Origin of the sequence: Janibacter cremeus, from assembly GCF_013409205.1 — a bacterium.
Taxonomy (GTDB): Bacteria; Actinomycetota; Actinomycetes; order Actinomycetales; family Dermatophilaceae; genus Janibacter; species Janibacter cremeus.
In genome coordinates, this window is sequence record NZ_JACCAE010000001.1 from 3,290,240 (window position 1) to 3,307,489 (window position 17,250).

The 17,250-nt window shown below is 68.5% G+C and carries 17 protein-coding genes and 1 pseudogene; 11 read left to right on the forward strand and 7 right to left on the reverse strand.

Annotated features, from left to right (window positions below; all coding sequences use genetic code 11):
* Positions 1-26: 26 nt before the first annotated feature.
* Positions 27-1,445, reverse strand: a complete 1,419-nt coding sequence (locus BJY20_RS15555; protein WP_185992358.1) for an RNA-binding domain-containing protein — start codon at positions 1,443-1,445, stop codon at positions 27-29.
* 692 nt (positions 1,446-2,137) lie between these two features.
* Positions 2,138-2,839, reverse strand: a complete 702-nt coding sequence (locus BJY20_RS15560) for a DUF6629 family protein (protein WP_343062945.1) — start codon at positions 2,837-2,839, stop codon at positions 2,138-2,140.
* Positions 2,840-3,018: 179 nt separating this feature from the next.
* On the opposite strand from BJY20_RS15560, the gene BJY20_RS15565 reads away from it, so the two are divergent.
* Both BJY20_RS15565 and BJY20_RS15570 read left to right on the forward strand, forming a co-directional pair.
* The gene (locus tag BJY20_RS15565) at positions 3,019-4,161 is read left to right on the forward strand and encodes an MFS transporter (protein ID WP_185992360.1); all 1,143 of its coding nucleotides are present in this window, start codon (positions 3,019-3,021) and stop codon (positions 4,159-4,161) included.
* A 285-nt stretch (positions 4,162-4,446) separates the two neighbouring features.
* A complete protein-coding gene (locus BJY20_RS15570; RefSeq protein WP_185992361.1) occupies positions 4,447-5,997 on the forward strand; it encodes a class I adenylate-forming enzyme family protein in 1,551 nt (516 codons plus the stop codon).
* 216 nt (positions 5,998-6,213) lie between these two features.
* Here the strand turns inward: BJY20_RS15570 and BJY20_RS15575 are convergent, their stop codons facing one another.
* Positions 6,214-6,606: a hypothetical protein gene (locus BJY20_RS15575; protein WP_185992362.1), complete on the reverse strand. Its 393-nt coding sequence runs from the start codon at positions 6,604-6,606 to the stop codon at positions 6,214-6,216.
* Between the two features lie 179 nt (positions 6,607-6,785).
* Here BJY20_RS15575 and BJY20_RS15580 point away from each other — a divergent pair, with 179 nt between their 5' ends.
* The gene (locus BJY20_RS15580; RefSeq protein WP_185992363.1) at positions 6,786-7,568 is read left to right on the forward strand and encodes an alpha/beta hydrolase family protein; all 783 of its coding nucleotides are present in this window, start codon (positions 6,786-6,788) and stop codon (positions 7,566-7,568) included.
* Positions 7,569-7,611: 43 nt separating this feature from the next.
* Positions 7,612-8,961, forward strand: coding sequence for a M20/M25/M40 family metallo-hydrolase (locus BJY20_RS15585; RefSeq protein WP_185992364.1), 1,350 nt, complete (start codon positions 7,612-7,614; stop codon positions 8,959-8,961).
* Positions 8,962-8,963: 2 nt separating this feature from the next.
* Here the strand turns inward: BJY20_RS15585 and BJY20_RS15590 are convergent, their stop codons facing one another.
* Positions 8,964-9,170: a DUF5703 family protein gene (locus BJY20_RS15590; protein WP_343062946.1), complete on the reverse strand. Its 207-nt coding sequence runs from the start codon at positions 9,168-9,170 to the stop codon at positions 8,964-8,966.
* A gap of 38 nt (positions 9,171-9,208) precedes the next feature.
* On the opposite strand from BJY20_RS15590, the gene BJY20_RS15595 reads away from it, so the two are divergent.
* Entirely contained in the window at positions 9,209-9,526 is a 318-nt protein-coding gene (locus tag BJY20_RS15595) for a primosomal protein (RefSeq protein WP_185992366.1), read from the forward strand.
* On the opposite strand, the gene BJY20_RS15600 is transcribed toward BJY20_RS15595, so the two are convergent.
* Both BJY20_RS15600 and BJY20_RS15605 read right to left on the reverse strand, forming a co-directional pair.
* Positions 9,499-10,662 (reverse strand): MFS transporter, encoded by a 1,164-nt coding sequence (locus BJY20_RS15600; protein WP_185992367.1) that lies wholly within the window; start codon positions 10,660-10,662, stop codon positions 9,499-9,501. The two genes, BJY20_RS15595 and BJY20_RS15600, sit on opposite strands and share 28 nt — an antisense overlap.
* A 100-nt stretch (positions 10,663-10,762) precedes the next feature.
* Complete coding sequence (locus BJY20_RS15605) at positions 10,763-11,764, reverse strand: CorA family divalent cation transporter (protein ID WP_185992368.1); 1,002 nt, start codon at positions 11,762-11,764, stop codon at positions 10,763-10,765.
* Between the two features lie 39 nt (positions 11,765-11,803).
* Here BJY20_RS15605 and BJY20_RS15610 point away from each other — a divergent pair, with 39 nt between their 5' ends.
* Genes BJY20_RS15610 through mshC form a run of 4 tightly spaced genes read left to right on the forward strand, consistent with a single transcriptional unit; the run spans position 11,804 to position 15,091 of the window.
* Positions 11,804-12,517: an MSMEG_4193 family putative phosphomutase gene (locus BJY20_RS15610; RefSeq protein WP_185992369.1), complete on the forward strand. Its 714-nt coding sequence runs from the start codon at positions 11,804-11,806 to the stop codon at positions 12,515-12,517.
* Positions 12,514-13,032, forward strand: coding sequence for a DUF3090 domain-containing protein (locus BJY20_RS15615; protein ID WP_185992370.1), 519 nt, complete (start codon positions 12,514-12,516; stop codon positions 13,030-13,032). The genes BJY20_RS15610 and BJY20_RS15615 overlap by 4 nt, the downstream gene beginning before the upstream one ends.
* 5 nt (positions 13,033-13,037) lie before the next feature.
* On the forward strand, positions 13,038-13,826 hold the full coding sequence (locus BJY20_RS15620; RefSeq protein ID WP_343062947.1) for an SCO1664 family protein: 789 nt from the start codon (positions 13,038-13,040) through the stop codon (positions 13,824-13,826).
* Between the two features lie 23 nt (positions 13,827-13,849).
* Complete coding sequence (mshC, locus tag BJY20_RS15625) at positions 13,850-15,091, forward strand: cysteine--1-D-myo-inosityl 2-amino-2-deoxy-alpha-D-glucopyranoside ligase (RefSeq protein WP_185992371.1); 1,242 nt, start codon at positions 13,850-13,852, stop codon at positions 15,089-15,091.
* 4 nt (positions 15,092-15,095) lie between these two features.
* Here the strand turns inward: mshC and BJY20_RS15630 are convergent, their stop codons facing one another.
* Positions 15,096-15,953, reverse strand: a complete 858-nt coding sequence (locus tag BJY20_RS15630) for a PAC2 family protein (RefSeq protein ID WP_185992372.1) — start codon at positions 15,951-15,953, stop codon at positions 15,096-15,098.
* A gap of 74 nt (positions 15,954-16,027) precedes the next feature.
* On the opposite strand from BJY20_RS15630, the gene BJY20_RS15635 reads away from it, so the two are divergent.
* Both BJY20_RS15635 and BJY20_RS15640 read left to right on the forward strand, forming a co-directional pair.
* Positions 16,028-16,825 (forward strand): SDR family NAD(P)-dependent oxidoreductase, encoded by a 798-nt coding sequence (locus BJY20_RS15635; RefSeq protein ID WP_185992373.1) that lies wholly within the window; start codon positions 16,028-16,030, stop codon positions 16,823-16,825.
* Positions 16,826-16,874: 49 nt separating this feature from the next.
* Positions 16,875-17,250, forward strand: a pseudogene (locus BJY20_RS15640) (hypothetical protein); the annotation flags it as partial.

Genomic DNA, 17,250 nt, shown 5'->3' on the forward strand with positions numbered 1-17,250 from the left:
CGGAAGGGGACGCTGAGCGCCGACAGTCACATCGGCTGGTCGGTGACGGGGTGGTTCGGTGCCCCGCCAAGAAGGCGCTGGGCGAGCAGCCGCGCCGGGTGGTCGACCCGAGTCCCTAATGGCAACTGCCAGAATCCTTCCAGCATCGAGTACCGCTGTTCGACCATGCTGCTCATGTCCAGGCTCAGGGCGAGGAAGTCGGCTGCCCGGCGCGCGGGACCGTTCGTCATCCGCAAGTCCGACTCGAGCGGTGGCGGCGAAGGCACCGTCTGGTAGTCCTCATCGGCTCGGCCATCCTCAGGGATTACATGCAGGGGGGCACGCGGCTCGATGGACACATGAACCTGGTAGTCACTGACCATGTTCAACTCGCGAGAGACCGCTTCCACCAAGGCCAAGAGCAGCAAGGTGACGCCGTCCACGTCGTCGTGGGCCAGCGACGGGGTCGGAATAGTCGTCTCAGTGCTCCGCGTGAAGCTGTACACCTCGCCGCGGCGCCAAACGATCCCTACCGTGCCGTCGTCGTGCAGTTCCACGGAGAGTTTGGCGGACGGGCCGATAAGTACAGCGGGGGATGGAGTCCTTCTTCGTTCGGCAGCGAACCAGTGCCGGCGAAGCGATCGCCGCGCGTAACGAACATCTTGAGCGAGCACCGGCGGAAAGGGGGAAACTCGCTTCAGCGCGTCGCAGATGTTCGTGGCAAGATGCGCCGCGGATGTGACTATGTGCAAGGCTGTGACATCCGGGTCTGTGCCAGGGAGGACCCCACTGCGTGGCTGGATGGGTTGGGCTAGCGCCACCACTGCGCCGGATCGAAGGTCTTGTTCACCGACGTGCCGGGTGACGAGTTCCCCGTGCAGTTCGCGCAACTGCCGATGCCTGCGCTGACGACCCTCGAACCGTTGCCGGTATGCGGCCTCAAGTTGCTTCTCCACCATGTTCATCGTCTCGGGCCCGGAACGGTAGGGCGCGACGAGCCAACCCTCGGTGCCGCCCTTCTTGGGCGAGACCAGGTGAGGTGCGTCGTCGCTCTCCACGACATCCACTGCAAGCACGTGCCGCTCCCCATCGGTGAGGTGATGGCATGTGATCTGCACCGGCGGATGGACCAGGTTATACCCAACCTGACGGATCTTCTTCACCATGGTGCCATCGCTAAGATCGGGCACGCTCACGATCTCGCTGGCCCGGTTGCCGCCATCCTCCGCGACGCCGTAGACCAGCAGACCACCACGGCCGTTGGCCATCGCCGCGAGATCCTTGGCGAGTTCCCTCATCTGCTGTGTGCGTACGTCCTCACTCACCCTGTCTACAGAAAGGGGCAGGTCACGCTTCCAATCGAGCTGGTCCGTTTCGGCAGTTCCTTGGGCGCAGGCGTCCTCAACGAGAGCAAGGCTCAACTCAGCATCGAGGTCGCCGAGCGCAGCGTGCAGTGGAGTCGCCACCTCATGGAACATACCGCTAAGACTCGTGCTGCACGCAATAGAGCCACGCTCACGTGGCGGACCAGTGCGGTCGCGAAGTCGCCGGCGGTCTCAGCCGCCCGGACCTGGTGGAAGCATCGATTGCAACGAGACCGAACCGGCGGGACACAACGTACTCCTGCCCGTCCACGTACAGCTCGATTTGCAGGCCTGGGGGAGGTCTGCGGTCTCCGGGTCGTGACCGATCAGGAGCCTCGGCGACGGCGGCCCCGGCCCCACCAAGGTCGCTCGCGCCGCACACATGGATGCAGCGGGGTCGAGGAGGCGGGGACGGCTCGGCCAGGTCGGCCGGCCCAGGCTGTGGGGCCATCGCTGCACCGGAGAGGCGGTGGGCAATGGCCGGTTGGCCACCAACTGACTGGCCGAGGCCACCATCTAAAGTATTGTGCTCACGCTAGATATTTGGGGGCAAGTGCAGAGACCTGGTGGGGGGAGCCTTCCTGGACGGCTCTGCATCCCGCTCCACAGGCGTTTCGTGAACCCCTCACACGTAACACGTGAAGTTCACGAAGCTGGTGGGCTTCGGTTCACGAAACCTCGGTCAGGTCTCGATCTGACCGAGGTTTTGTTGTGTGGGAGCCCAAGCGCAGTTCCGTGTGTCCGCCGGACGACAGCCGTCATGCTGGGCGGACCATCACCGGTTGGGCCGACTCTCAGACGGTGGCATCAGATGGCAGCAGCGGATGTCCGTGCAGGCGGTGGGCATCGGGTAGGCGCCTTCGTCGGCGCATGTGGACGAGGACGAGTAGGGAGCTGCATGCGGCGAAGACACACCACAGTGACGCGAACGCGGATACGTAGAGGGTCGCCACGACAGATAGGCCCACGAGATTCACCACACCGAACGCGACGATCGATGGGTATCCGGACAGGATCGACGGACCGATGACGGCCAGGACGTAGAGAATGGCCCACCAGATCCCATGGTTGAGATCCACGCCGTAGACGATCGCGTGCGCGCGCACGTCCACATCAATGGGGCCGTCGAGCACCGCAACGGACAGATAGGCCGACACGACGAGACCCAGAACGACGAACGGCGCCACTCTCAACCGCGACCCACGAGGCTCGAGCAGCAGGACTGCGAGCGGCACCAGCGTCGGTAGCACCGGAAGAGCGAAGAGGACATAGGCGGAGGTGGCCGTGGACTGCACGCACGAGGACACCCCACCGTCATTGCCGAGCCAGACGAGGACCTCGACGAACTGGTGCATCGAGAACAGCAGCGGCAGTGCAGCGAACGGCACTTCGCGTAGGTGCCGCACCTCGCGCAGGGCTGCGACGCCGACGGGCAGCAGCGCCACGCCCGCCACCAAGTCAGCCTCGACGGAGAAGCACATTCCACCCGCTCTCATCCAAGGTGCAGCACCCACAATCAGCAGGCTTCGAACTGTACGCCTCCGACCAGCCGAACTCTGCGGTCCCCGCGAAGCAGCTGGGCGTGCACGTGGCAGATCGCGATGCTCTGCTGCCAGAGCTCGGGCCCACCGGCGGCATCCCGGGTGCACACGTCAGTCCGTGTACGGTCGCCTTGGTGACTGCAGAGTTTCGCGCGATCGTTGGGGCGGTCCTGCTGGACCTCGCGGTCAGCCCCCTGTTCGTGTGGGGTTCATTCAGTGATCGTCTCTCCGACGATATCGATGTACCTGCCGGATCACTCGGTCTCGCATATGCCGTCGGGTTGGCTGCGTTCACCGTCGGGGTGCTCGCTGGAGGTCGGATCGCCGACCGGATCGCGCCACGACCGCTGACGCTCCTCGTGGCCTGCGGGGTCGTCGCTGGGTTGGGGCTGACCTCGGTTGCGCAGGCCGTGGCCGTGGTCGTGATCGGTTTTGGTGTGTTGCTGGGTCTGGCCACGGGTCTCGGCTACGCGACTGCGGTCCGAGTGGCCGCCACTGTCGTGGGCCGCCGGGGCAGCGCCTTGGCATTGGTGGTGAGTGCCTATGCCGCCGGTGCGGTGGTCCTCACCCCAATCGTCAACATGCTGTGGGACCGGATCGGGCGCACGGCGACCTTCGCAGCGCTGGCGGTGGTGCTGGGGGTCCTGCTGGTAGGAGCCAGTGCACTGCTCCCGGGCACCGATGGGTCCACGGACGCACCGCGCCCGTCGACGATGCAGAGCTCGGTTCGTGGTCACGGCCGGGCGATCGTCGGAGCATGGGCGATGTTCGCACTCGGCAGCGCCCCGGCTCTGATTGCCTTCGGGCACGCCGGCGGACTCGCCCGGTCTGCGGACCTCGTCGTGATCGCGGTTGTCCTCCTCAATGCCGGGAACCTCGCGGGTCGTCTGCTTGCCGGACCCATCGCCGATCGCGTCGGTCACGTCCTGACGCTGCACGCCACCGCCCTCGTCCTGGTCCTCGCCCTGCTCCTCGTGGCTGTGTTCGCACACCCTGCCGCAACGTTGGCAGGCCTGCTGGTGCTCGGCACCCAGTACGGCGCAGTTTCAGTCCTGGTGCCCTTGGTGGTCGCGGATGCCGTGCCCTCCGAGCGGTTTGGGACCGCGTACGGACTGGTCTTCAGCGGGTGGGGAGTCGCCGGCCTCCTCGGCCCTTTGGCCGCAGGGTGGATCGGGACGAGCGTGGGCTACCCAACTGTGGCTACGGCCTTGGTCGGGATCGGATTGGCCTTCTGGGTCGCCGTGTGGGCGACGACGACCGACCGGGCGGTCGGGTAGCGCGCAGCCGAGCTCACCGGAGCATTCTGGGGATGGGTACACGGGTGGTGTGCCCCCGCGTCGAACTCTGACGCCCTCCTCCCGTCACCCGTCGTAGACAACGATGACTGCAGACTCAAGCCGACCGGCGTGGGCGTAGCAGCAACACCAGCGAGGCTACGCGGCACTGCGTCGCAGGTCAGGGGAACTCGACTTGGTGCCAGAGCAAGTGCGCTCTCCTGCAGATTCATGCCCCGTAGCGCCTAGTCTGTGCACCAGTCGAGACACATCGAGCAGAGGAAATTCATGCCCCGGTTCGCGTCCACCGTTCCTGCCGTTCTGCGCCAGCGTGTTGAAGAGTCTCCCGATGCTGTTCTGGTGTATTTCGAGGGCGAATCGCTGACCTACGCGCACGCGGACACTCAGTCCGACCACGTGGCTGCAGGTCTTCTGGCACGGGGTATCGGTCGTGGTGACCGTGTGGCCATCGCCGCCACAAACTCCCCGAAGTGGCTTCTCCTCTACTTGGCGACCGCCAAGATTGGTGCGGTCCTGGTCACTCTGAACGTCGCCTACCGGGAGCGTGAGTTCACCTACATGCTCGGCCACTCGGGAGCCCGGATGTTGGTCTGCGACACCGAGTCCGCTGGCTTCGACTTCGTGCCATTTATCCAGGCCCTGCGTCCTGAGATTCCGACAGTCGAGCAGATCGTCTTTCTGGGCGAGGAAGAAACGGAGTGGAAATCACTGCTCGCGGCTGACACCGCGAATGATCACGTTCTGAATGCCGAGCAGCAGGTTCAGCCTTCCGATCCGGCCATCATCCTCTACACCTCGGGAACGACCGGCCTGCCAAAGGGCGCGACTCTCACGCATGCGAGCCTGCTTGCCTCGGCGGCCGGGCAGGTCGAGCGCTTCGACCAGTCCTCCTCGGACGTGATCCTCGGCGTGCTGCCCTTCAACCACGTGGGCGGAGTCACCTGCACGATCACCTCCTCTCTCGTTGCAGGCGGTGGCTTTTCCCTGCTCCCGCGGTTCCACCCCGATCTGGTCCGACGAGCCATGCGGGAAACCCCCATCTCGATGTTCGTTGGCGTGCCGACGATGTACAAGATGATCCTTGCCTCCGGAAGCCCCACCAGGGCCGATGAGGTCCGACTGTGTGTCGTTGGTGGGGCCAACCTCGAGCCCTCCCTGGCGAAGCAGGTGCAGACGACGTTCCCCAACGCACGTCTGGCCAACCTGTACGGGCTGTCGGAGACTTCCGGTGCGTGCGCGATCTCTCCCGCCAGCGACTCGTTGGAGATGGTCGGACGCTCGATCGGGATCATGCTCGGCAACTTCGAGGGCCGCATCGTCAACGACGACCGCGAACCACTCGCTGTCGGCGAGGTCGGTGAGTTCGAAGTCCGAGGGGACTGCGTGGCTGCCGGCTACTGGGAGATGCCCGACGAGACCAGCGCCACCTTCCATGACGATGGCTGGCTCAGCACGGGCGATGTCGCCTCGATGACCGAGGACGGCCACGTGATGCTCGTCGCGCGAAAGAAGGAGATGTACGTCCGCGGAGGATTCAACGTCTACCCGGCCGAGGTGGAGAATGTCTTGGCAAGCCACCCCACGGTCGAGATGTCTGCAGTCATTGGCATGCCCGACGACACCTTCGGCGAGACCGGACTTGCGTTCGTCGTGCCCGCCTCCGACAAGAGCGTGGACCCGTCGGAGTTGCTCGAACTGTGTGAGCGCACCCTAGCCGCGTACAAGGTCCCCAGCCGCATCGAGGTCGTTGAGTCACTGCCGATGACTCCCGCAGGAAAAATCCGCAAGGTAGCCCTCAAACCAACCAATGGGCAGTAGTCGAGCCCAGACGCGGATCATCGGTCCGACCACGCTGTGACGGTTGATTGACTGGGAGAACTTCCGTATTCGAAATCGTGGTCCACTGTCCGTGTGCAGAACTCAGCCGGCCACGTCACCGCGCGTGGCGACTGCGTTGTTGACCGCAGTGGCCTTGACCCCGTCTCGCGGACACCGGGTTGTGCGGCTTGACCACATCGCCGCCCGGCCTAGGGTTCAGACGCTCCCGGCGGTGGCGGCCCCATGGCGGGCCAGCCGGTCGACCCACGCGCGGGCGTGGACCTTGGCGCGCCTGTCCAGGAGCTCCTGGTGGGTGCGTACGGCGCGCCAGGAGCTGCCCTGCGGCAGGACGACGAAGTGACTGAGGGTGATCGTCGTCGAGGAGTCGATCCACCCCTTGAGTGCCAGCGCCCCGCCGCTGTCCACGGTGCCCGGGCCCGGCTGGGGGTCGCGCCACGTCAGACTCCACGGACGGTCGTGGCCGGTGACGGTCACCTCCTGACCGGTCGGCAGGATCAGCGGATGGCCGTGCTCGGCGCTCTCGAGACGGCCGCCCGTCACGATGTCGATGACGTACCAGGTGCGTTCGCAGGACACGGACGCAGTCATCCGAGTCTCGGAGCTCAGTCGCACGGGGGTGCGGGTCGGGCCGGGTTCGGCCGCGCGGCGTCGTCGGCGGCGACGGGGGCGTGACCACATGTGGAGATGGTGCACGTTCGGTGCCGGGACGACCAAGACGCTGGGCCACTTCGCTGCGGACCTGTGACCCTCTTTGGCATCCTTCGGACATGCACGCCGAAGAGATCACGTTCACGGGTACGGGCGGCGAGACGCTCGTCGGGACCCTCGACCGCCCCGACAAGGTGCCCGAGGGCTACGCCCTGATGGCCCACTGCTTCACCGGGGGACGCAACCACCACGCGACGCGCCGGGTCGCGCGGGAACTGTGCGAGCGAGGTCTGGCGGTGCTGCGTTTCGACTTCACCGGGCTCGGGGACTCCGGTGGTCGCTTCGCGGGGTCCACCTTCTCCTCCAACGTCTCGGACATCGTCCGCGCCGCTGACTGGATGCGCTCCGAGCACGGCGCCCCACAGCTGCTCGTGGGCCACTCGCTCGGCGGGGCAGCCGTGATCCCGGCGGCCCCGCAGATCCCCGAGGTGGCCGCCGTGGCCACGGTCGGGGCACCGTCCGACCCGGTCCACGTGACGCATCTCTTCGAGGGGGTTCTCGACGAGGTCGAGCGCGAGGGCCGCGCCGACGTCGTCCTCGGGGGCCGGCACCTGAAGGTCTCCCAGGCCTTCGTCGACGACCTGCAGGCGTTCAATCCCATGGGCGCGACAGCCGCCCTCGAACGCCCGCTGCTGGTCATGCACTCGCCGCAGGACGAGGTCGTGGAGCTGGACAACGCCAGGAACATCTTCCGCGCGGCCCGGCACCCGAAGTCCTTCATCGCCCTCGACGGCGCCGACCACTTGCTGCGACGGGCCGCCGACTCCCGCCGAGTCGCCCAGCTGGTCGCCGCGTGGGCCGACCCCTACCTGCCCGAGACCTTCACCCCTGCGGTCGACTGACGCCGATCGCGACGCCGGGCAGTACACCAACTAGCCTTCGGTCATGAGTGAGATTCCCCCGCAAGCGGGAGGTGCCCCCACGGCGCCCGAGCAGGAGGTCGTCGACATCTGCCGCGAGCTGCTGCAGATCGACACGAGCAACTACGGCCCCGGGCAGGACGGGCCCGGCGAGCGGGAGGCCGCCGACTACGTGGTCGGCCTGCTGCGCGAGGTGGGGCTGGAGCCGCAGGTCTTCGAGTCGCAGGAGCGACGCACGACGGTCTCCGTGCGTATCCCCGGCGCCGACCGCGACCGCGGTGCTCTGTGCATCCACGGGCACCTGGATGTCGTCCCGGCCCACGCCGAGGACTGGACGCATCCCCCCTTCGACGCGGTCGAGGCGGACGGCTGCCTCTGGGGCCGCGGGGCCGTGGACATGAAGGACATGGTCGCGATGATGCTCGCGAGCGTGCGACACCTCGCGCGCACCGGCACCGTCCCGCCGCGGGACCTGCTCTTCGTCTTCTTCGCCGACGAGGAGGCCGGGGGAGTGCTCGGCAGCCAGTTCATGGTCCGGGAGCACCCCGAGGTCTTCGAGGGCGTCACCGAGGCGATCAGCGAGGTCGGCGGGTACAGCGTGACCGTCGAGGACGCGAAGGGGGATCCCCGCCGGGCCTACCTGCTCCAGACCGCAGAGAAGGGCATCGCCTGGCTGCACCTGCGGGCCAAGGGCACCGCAGGCCACGGGTCGGTGCCCACCAGCGACAACCCGATCGTGCACCTCGCCGAGGCCATCGCCCGCATCGATGCGCACAAATGGCCGCGCGAGTTCATCGCCTCGGTCCGTGGCCTGCTCGACGGGCTGTCCGAAGTCACCGGCGTCGGCTACAGCGACGAGGACGCCGAGGAGCTGTTGGAGCGAATCGGTACTGCCGCCGGCTTCGTGCGCGGCGCTCTGCAGGACACCGCCAACATCACGATGCTCGACGCCGGGTACAAGCACAACGTGATCCCGCAGGATGCCACGGCTGCGCTCGACTGCCGGTTCCTACCGGGCCACCAGGACGACCTGATGGCAACGATCAGGGAGTTGGCCGGCGAGCACGTCGACGTCGAGATCGGCCACATGGACACCTCGCTCGAGTCGCCCTTCGAAGGGGCCCTGGTCGAGCGCATGAAATCCGCCCTGCTCGCCGAGGACCCGGGGGTGGCGATCCTGCCGTACTGCCTCTCCGGCGGGACGGACAACAAGGCGCTGTCGACGATCGGCGTGACGGGCTACGGTTTCGCGCCGCTGCGGCTGCCCGCGGACCTGGACTTCGCGCCGATGTTCCACGGCATCGACGAGCGTGTTCCGCTGGAGTCGCTGGAGTTCGGCGCGAGAGTGCTCTGGCGCCTCATCGAGGACTGCTGAGGTCAGCGCGCCCTGACGGGCAGGTGGCTCGGCCGCGGGACGCGGATGATCTTGCGGCGCAGCCATGCCTTCTGGACGCCACCGAGATAGACGACCTTGCGGTGCAACTCCCAGTGGCCGTACTCGGCATGGTCGGCCAGTTCCTGACGGATCGCGCCGCGTGCGGCGCCCCGTGGAAAGGTGACTGTGCGGAACTCGTACTCGGGCATCGGCACCATTGTGGCCCAATGGCGGTAGCGTCGTCCCCATGAGCGACCCGCGCCCCGCCCTGAATCAGCTGATCGCCGCCCTCGAGCGACACCTCGAGGCCTCGTCCCAGCGCCGTGGCGAGGACGACCCCACCGTCGTCGCCGCCTACGAGGATCTCGCCGATGCCTTCGAGGCCTACGACGATGCCCTCCACGACGCCACGGGGGAGATGACACCACTCGTCGTCGTCGACGAGCAGTTCATGGTCGATGACGACTCGGGTGATGACTCGGACGAGTACGACGACGACGAGGACGACCAGTCATACGGTGGACTCGACGACGAGGACTACGACGAGGACGACACCGTGCGCTGACCGGCGCGATGGCGAAGGGCCAGGGTCCAGACGGCGCCGAGTGCCGCGATGGCACCCCCGGCGGCGAAGGCCCACGGAATACCCCACCCCGACGCCACCAGACCAAGGGCTATCGGCCCGATCCCCAGCCCGAGGTCGATGGCGGCGGTAGCAGTTGCGGAAGCGACACCACGCTCCGAGGAGGTCGCGGTCGCAAAGGTCGCCGCGAAGAACGCGGGGGTGCTGAACGCGGCTCCCACGGCCATCACGACGATCCCCAGGATCAGCCCTGCCGGATGGCGCACGGTGGCGGCCAGCGTCAGGCCCACAGCGATTGCCCCGAGTGAGGCGGCGCCGAGGGTCAGCGGTGGTACCCGGTCCGGGACTCGGGCCAGAACCGTGCGGCACAGCACGACGACGCCGCCGAAGACGAACAACCCCATGCTGGCGTTCTCGAGCCCGAGCTGCGTGGCGTACAGCGACACGAACGCGATGAATCCACCCATCGCTGCCAGTGAGGCCAGGAACCCCAGGAGGACCCCCAGCGCGGGCCGGTGGATGAAGCCGTGGGGTTCCTCCAAGGTGGTGTCCGCCACGCGGGTCTCCCCGACGAGGGAGGCGACTGCGGCCGCCAGAGCGGCCATCCCGGCTGCGCCGACCCACACCGCGGCGAACCCGCCCTCTCGCACGAGGGCGTCGGCGAGCACTGGTCCCAGGGCCATCCCGAGGTAGAGCCCCAGAGAGTTGTATGACAGTGCCTCACCCATCCGCTCGGGCGGGGCGAGGTCCGCCAGCGTCGCGAATCCGGCGACGATGAAGGCAGCCTCTCCGAGACCGGCCAGCAGCCGGACCGCCAGCACCGACGCAAGGGTGCCGCTGACGGGGAGCAGGGCGAAGCACACGGCCGCCACCGTCGCCCCGCCCAGGAGCAGGGGCCGCCGCCCCACCGAGTCGGCCAACCGACCGGCGAACGGTCTGAGCACCAGCGCCGAGATGGCGAAGACCCCGACCGCAAGGCCCGCTGCGACCTCGTCGCCGGCCAGGGGCCCGGACACGTAGAGCGGCAGGGCGAACAGGGCCATGCCCGCAGCCGTGAAGTAGCCCAGTTCGGCGACGGACAGGGCGATGAATCCTCTGGTGAACAGTGGTGCGGCCATCGCAGGCCTTCCCGACGCGAGGACGCGCCATCCCTGTCGTAAAGTCTCCCACGCGGGGAGGTGCAGGGTCCCCCTGAGGGGAGACGCTGCGCCGACCGGCTCAGAGCCAACCCGACCGCTTGAAGGAGCGGAAGAGCAGGGTGCAGGCGGAGATCATCAGCAGCAGGACCAATGGGTAGCCGTAGTAGATCTGGTGGCCCCCGATGTCGACGCTCGCGTCCAGCTCGGGCATGTGCTGGAAGTTCATCCCGTAGATGCCGGCGATCATCGTCGGTAGGACCGCCATCGCCGCCCACGCCGAGATCTTGCGCATGTCCTGGTTCTGCTGCACGCCCACCTGTGACAGGTGGGCACTGAGCGCGTCCGTGAGCAGCCGGTCCTGCGACTCGGTGTTGTCGATGACGAGCGACAAGTGATCGTTGACGTCACGGAAGAGCAGGCGCTGCTCCTCGCTCGGCACCGGGGTCGAGGGACCCACGAGCTGCGCCAGCGGGCGCTGCAGGGGGAGTGCGGCCCGCTTGAACTCCAGGACCTCGCGCTTGAGGGCGTAGATCTCCTCACTGCCCACGCGCTCGTCCGGGGAGAAGACACGGGACTCGATGTCCTCGAGGTCCTTCTGCAGCTCGTCCTCGACCGCGAGGTAGGTGTCGACGACGAGGTCGATGATCGCGTGGAAGACGCCCCACGGACCGTGCCCGAGCATCTCGGGGGCCTGCTCGAGACGGCTGCGCAGGCCGGCCAGGGGAGTGGCCTCCCCGCGTCGGATCGTCACGACGTAGTTCTCGCCGAGGAAGAGCATCAGCTCACCGGACTCCACATCGGACGTCGACTCGACGTAGCGCAGCGGTCGCAGGGCGATGAAGTACCCGTCACCGTAACGCTCGATCTTGGGCCGCTGGTCCCCGGTGACCGAGTCCTCGATCGCCAGCGGGTGCAGGTGCAACGCGTCGGAGACCCGGGCGAAGGTCTCGGTCGAGGGGTCCTTCATCCCGATCCACAGGAAGTCAGAGGACTCCTGGGAGCGGATGGCCTCGAGCTCCTCACCGATGTCGGAGCAGGGCAGGCGACGTCCGTCGCGGTAGCGGGCCTGGTCGACGATCACGCGGGCATCCTTGCAGGTGACGTGCTTAGGGTGGGTGTCGTGGCCTACTGCATCCTCATCCGACACGGCCGGTCCACGGCCAACACCCAAGGCGTGCTCGCCGGCTGGCTGCCGGGCATCGGTCTCGACGACACCGGCCGCGAGCAGGCCGCTGCGCTCGTGGACCGACTGGCGGGGACCCCCTTCGTCCACCTCGCGTCCAGCCCGCTGCAGCGGTGTCTGGAGACGAGCGAGCCGCTCGCGGCAGCCCACGGGCTGACCGTGCAGGTGCACGAGGGGATCGGCGAGTGCCGGTACGGTGCGTGGACCGGCCGGCCGATCAAGGAGCTCGCCGAGGAGCCGCTCTGGCGTGACGTCCAGGACCGACCGAGCGAGGCGACCTTCCCCAGCAGCGACGACTACCCCGGCGAGTCGATCGCGCAGATGTCGGCACGGGCCGTCGCCGCCGTCGCGGAGATCGATGCGGCGGTGACCGCCGAGCACGGACCGCACGCGGTGTGGGGCGCGCTCAGCCACGGCGACGTCATCAAGTCCGTCCTCGCGCACGCGGTGGGCACCCCCCTCGACCACTTCCAGCGCCTGCACGTCGACCCCGCGTCGGTGTCGGTCATCCACTTCACGGACACCCGACCCATGCTCCTGCGCACCAACGACACCGGCACCTCCACGCTGCAGCCGCCGAGGCCGAAGGACGCGTCCACCGCGGGCGACGCCACGGTCGGGGGCGGCACCGGGCTAGGGTCGCAGTCATGAGCCTCGTCGAGTTCAACCCGCCCGAGCGCTTCATCGTGGGCACGGTGGGGCCGCCCGGGCAACGAACCTTCTTCCTCCAGGCCAGCGACGGCGACCGCCGGATGCAGCTGGCCCTGGAGAAGGTGCACGCCCAGGTGCTCGCGGAGCGCGTCGGCGAGCTGCTCGACCAGGTCGCCGGCCTCGAGGCGACCGTCGCCGCAGCCGCCGCGGCAGCGGACAACGCGCCCCTGGACACGCCCATCGAGGAGGACTTCCGGGTCAGCGCGCTCGCGCTGTCTTGGGACGAGGACCGACGTGTGGTCATCATCGAGGCGCACGACCAGGACCCCGACGAGGTCGAGGACGGCTCCGTCGTCAACACCCTGCGGGCATCGCTGTCGCCGGCGCAGGCGCGTGCCTTCGCCCGGCGGTGCGAGACCGTGGTGCACGCCGGCCGGCCGGCCTGCCCCTTCTGCGGTGGCCCGGTCGACGCCGACGGCCACATCTGCCCCCGCGCCAACGGCTACAAGCGCTGACCGGGGTGGGCCGGGACGCCACGCTCGACGACGGTGACCTCGTCGTCCTCGGACGTCATCCCTCGGCGAGCAACATCGTGACGGTCGCGGAGATCCGTCGCGACGACCTCGCGCCGGTGACGGTCGCGTACAAGCCGATCGCCGGGGAGCGACCCCTGTGGGACTTCCCCGACGGTTCCCTCGCCGCGCGTGAGGTCGCGGCAGCGCGGATCGACGCCCTGGGCGGCTTCGACCTCGTCCCGGAGACCCTGCTGCGCGACGGGCCACTCGGGCCCGGGTCGGTGCAGCGGTGGATCGGGCGGGCGAGCGTGCAGGCGCCCAGCCCGGTCGTGGTGACGGCTCCGCAGGCGGTGCCCGAGGGCAACCTCGTCGTGCTCGCCGGGGAGGACGAAGGGGGCGCTCCCGTCGTCCTCTCCCACCCCGACCTGCCGCGACTGCGATCGATGGCCGTGCTCGACGCGGTGCTGAACAACTCCGACCGCAAGGGCGGGCACATCCTCGTGCAGGGCGATCGGCTGTGGGGGATCGACCACGGGGTGAGCCTGCACGCCGAGCCGAAGCTGCGCACGGTGCTGTGGGGCTGGGCCGGCGATGCACTGACCCAGGAGGACACCCACCGCCTGCAGCGGCTGGCCGCAGCGCTGGCGGAGGACTCGGTCGAGAGCCAGCTGCTCGCCCTGATCACGTCCGAGGAACTGGCGGCGTTGCGGCATCGCACGAGCGAGCTGCTGGACTCCGGGATCCACCCGCAGCCCGCACCCGGCTGGCCGGCGATCCCGTGGCCACCGCTGTGACGGCCACCTCGTAGGCTGTCCGCGTGAGAGCCTGGCCGTCCCCCCACCTTCCCCTGGTCCCCGGTGACCCCGTCCCCCTTCGCCTCCACGACGTCGCGCGCCAGCGCGTCGAGCCGGTGGAGCCGCAGGGCGGCGCCACCCTCTACGTCTGCGGTGTGACCCCGTACGACACGACCCACATGGGGCACGCGGCCACCTACGTGACCTTCGACCTGGTCAACCGCGCCCTGCGCGACGGCGACCGTGAGGTCACCTACGTGCAGAACGTGACCGACGTCGACGACCCTCTCTTCGAGCGCGCCGAGCGCGACGGAGTCGACTGGCGGGAACTGGGGCAGGAGCAGATCGCCCTCTTCCTGGAGGACATGACCGCCCTGTCCGTCATCGCGCCGGACCACTTCATGGGCGTCATCGAGTCGATGCCGACGATCATCGAGACGGTGCTGACGCTCGTTGACCGCGGTGTGACCTACGAGGTCGTCGAGGACGGCATCCGCGACACCTACCTCGATCTCGCCGCCGCCGGTGGCCTCGGCGAGCTGGGCCACCTCGACCGCGACACGATGCTCACCTTCTCCGCCGAGCGCGGCGGTGACCCGCAGCGCCCCGGCAAGCGCGACCCGCTCGACCCCATGCTCTGGCGTGGTGAACGGGCCGGCGAACCCGCGTGGGACGGCAAGGCGCTCGGCCCCGGACGACCCGGCTGGCACATCGAGTGCACGGCGATCGCCATGGAGCACCTCGGGGAGCGGATCGACGTCCAGGGGGGCGGCACCGACCTCGTCTTCCCGCACCACGAGATGTCGGTCATCCAGGCCGAGGCGATCACCGGCCACCGCCCCTTCGCCACGCACACGGCCCACCAGGCGATGGTGGCCTACGACGGCGAAAAGATGAGCAAGTCCAAGGGCAACCTCGTGCGCGTCTCGACACTGCGCGAGCAGGGCGTGGACTCCCGTGCCATCCGGCTGGCGCTGCTGGACCGCCACTACCGCACCGAGTGGGAGTGGACCGATGAGCTCCTCGCCGCCGCGCAGGCCCGTCTGCAGCGGTGGCGCTCAGCCATGTCCACAGACGGAGGGCCCGACTCGGCGGCGACGATCGCGGCGGTGCGGGCTGCTCTCGCGGACGACCTGGACTCTCCGAGGGCCCTGGACGCCGTGGACACGTGGTGCGAGGAGTCCCTCGGCTCCGGAGGGGACGTCACCAGCGCGCCGGGAGACCTCGCCCGTGCGGTGGATGCCCTGCTGGGCGTGCGTCTGTGACGGTTCAGCCCGGACCGTTGGTGTCCTCGCCACGCCGACGCAGGTAACGCTCGAACTCCTTGGCTATCGCATCGCCGCTGGCCTCCGGCAGCTCGGAGGTGTCCTGGGCGCTCTCGAGGGCCGTGACGTACTCGGCGATGTCCTCGTCGCTGGTGGCGAGCTCGTCGACGCCTCGCTCCCAGGCACGCGACTCCTCCTCGAGCTCGCCGTGCTCGATGACCGTGTCGAGCAGGTCCTCAAGCTGCCCGATGAGGGCCAGGCTCGCCTTGGGGCAGGGGACCTGCGCGGCGTAGTGCGGGACGGCGGCCCACGAGGAGATCGAGACCATCTCGGCCTGGTGGGCGCCATCGGCCACGACCCCGGTGATGCCCGTCGGCCCCTCGTACTGCAAGGGCTCGAGCTCGAGCCGGTGCGAGGTCATCTCGTCGGGGCTGGAGGAGGAGACCGGGATGGGCCGCGTGTGCGCGACATCGGCCAGGAGCGAGCCCAGGCAGATGACCGTCTCGACGCCGTGGGTGACACCCAGGTCGAGCAGCTCGGTGGTGAAGGCTCGCCAGCGGAAGGAGGGTTCTGCGCCGGTGACGAGCAGCACGTCGCGACCGAGGCTGTCGGGGGAGGCGAGCAGGACGCGGGTGGTGTCCCAGTGGATACCCCGTCCGTTGCCCTGGTTGGCCATCCGCGGGCGGGTGACCTGGAAGTCGTAGTAGTCCTCGGGGTCGATCGCGGCGACGGTCTCGGCGTCCCACAGCTCGATGAGGTGCTCGATGACGCGGGAAGCGGCTTCGCCGGCGTCGTTCCACCCCTCGAAGGCGAGGATCATCACCGGGTCGTGGAGCTCTGGGACGTCCTCGATCTCGATCACGTTCCCCAGCCTACGACGCGTGACGGTGCCACCGTGGGCTACGGTCGACGAGCCACCACGACGGAAGGGGTCACATGGACCGGGTACGAGGACAGGTCGCCGTCATCACCGGCGGGGCCAGCGGTATCGGACTCGCCAGCGCGCAGCTGCTCGCGGCCGAGGGCGCGGCGGTCGTCATCGGGGACCTCACCCACGAGGACGCCAGCCGTGCGGCAGCGCAGATCACCGCCGATGGCGGCCGCGCGATCGGCGTGGCCGTGGACGTCATGGAGGAGGAGTCCCTCGCGGCTCTCATCGACACGGCCGTCGCCGAATTCGGCCGACTGGACGTGATGTGCAACCACGTGGGCGGCAGCAACCCGCGCAAGGACCTGGACGTGCTCGGCCTGGACATGGACGAGTTCGACCGGGTGATGCGCCTCAACGTCCGCAGCACCGTGCTGGGCTGCCGGCTGGCCATCCCACACATGATCGAGGCCGGCGGTGGGTCGATCATCAACACCGCGTCGGTCGGCGGGTTGGCCGGCGACTTCATCCAAGTGGCCTACGGCAGCGCCAAGGCTGCGGTGATCCGGATGACCGAGTACGTCGCCACGCAGTACGGCCACCAGCGGATCCGTTGCAATGCCATCGCCCCCGGAGCCGTGATGACCCCTGCCCTCGCGGACAATCTGCCGGCAGAGATGATCAGGGGTATCCGCACGCACAATGCGCTGCCCTACCTCGGCGAGCCGGAGGATGTCGCCGACCTCATGCTCTTCCTGGCCTCGCCGGAGTCGCGGTACATCACCGGCCAGGTCATCGCCATCGACGGTGGGATGACGAGCCATCACCCGCTGGCCGAGACCCGCCGGCCCGACGCAGGCTCCTGAACGCCATCCGCACCACCTACCCACACATCTGATTCGAGGCTCCATCCACATGACGTCACCCCGTACCACTCGCTCCCTGATCCGGTTGGCCGCGGCCGGTAGCGCCGCACTGCTGCTGGCAGGATGTGGCTCCTCGGGCGACTCCGGCGACGCGGACGAGTCCTCCACGTCCGCTGCCTCGGCGACATCCAGCACGTCGGCGTCCACGACGTCGCAGGCCCCGTCCGAGTCGAGCTCGACATCCACCAGCAGTGCTGCGCAGGAGCCGACGGTGACTCTGGATGCGCCCGACAGCGGTCAGCACAAGCCCACGATCCACAAGGGGCAGGGCGATGCGGTCATCGCGATCCGCCACCATCCGGCAGGTGCGCCGGTGCGCGCCGTGATCGTCAACAAGGGTGCGCAGGACTTCGACGTCGAGGTGA

What these genes read in the sequence shown, in the direction of transcription:
- BJY20_RS15560 (WP_343062945.1), bottom strand. Translation starts at nt 2,839, where the DNA reads ATGAGAGCGGGTGGAATGTGCTTCTCCGTCGAGGCTGACTTGGTGGCG.
- BJY20_RS15570 (WP_185992361.1), top strand. Translation starts at nt 4,447, where the DNA reads ATGCCCCGGTTCGCGTCCACCGTTCCTGCCGTTCTGCGCCAGCGTGTT.
- BJY20_RS15575 (WP_185992362.1), bottom strand. Translation starts at nt 6,606, where the DNA reads ATGACTGCGTCCGTGTCCTGCGAACGCACCTGGTACGTCATCGACATC.
- BJY20_RS15580 (WP_185992363.1), top strand. Translation starts at nt 6,786, where the DNA reads ATGCACGCCGAAGAGATCACGTTCACGGGTACGGGCGGCGAGACGCTC.
- BJY20_RS15585 (WP_185992364.1), top strand. Translation starts at nt 7,612, where the DNA reads ATGAGTGAGATTCCCCCGCAAGCGGGAGGTGCCCCCACGGCGCCCGAG.
- BJY20_RS15590 (WP_343062946.1), bottom strand. Translation starts at nt 9,170, where the DNA reads ATGCCCGAGTACGAGTTCCGCACAGTCACCTTTCCACGGGGCGCCGCA.
- BJY20_RS15595 (WP_185992366.1), top strand. Translation starts at nt 9,209, where the DNA reads ATGAGCGACCCGCGCCCCGCCCTGAATCAGCTGATCGCCGCCCTCGAG.
- BJY20_RS15600 (WP_185992367.1), bottom strand. Translation starts at nt 10,662, where the DNA reads ATGGCCGCACCACTGTTCACCAGAGGATTCATCGCCCTGTCCGTCGCC.
- BJY20_RS15615 (WP_185992370.1), top strand. Translation starts at nt 12,514, where the DNA reads ATGAGCCTCGTCGAGTTCAACCCGCCCGAGCGCTTCATCGTGGGCACG.
- BJY20_RS15635 (WP_185992373.1), top strand. Translation starts at nt 16,028, where the DNA reads ATGGACCGGGTACGAGGACAGGTCGCCGTCATCACCGGCGGGGCCAGC.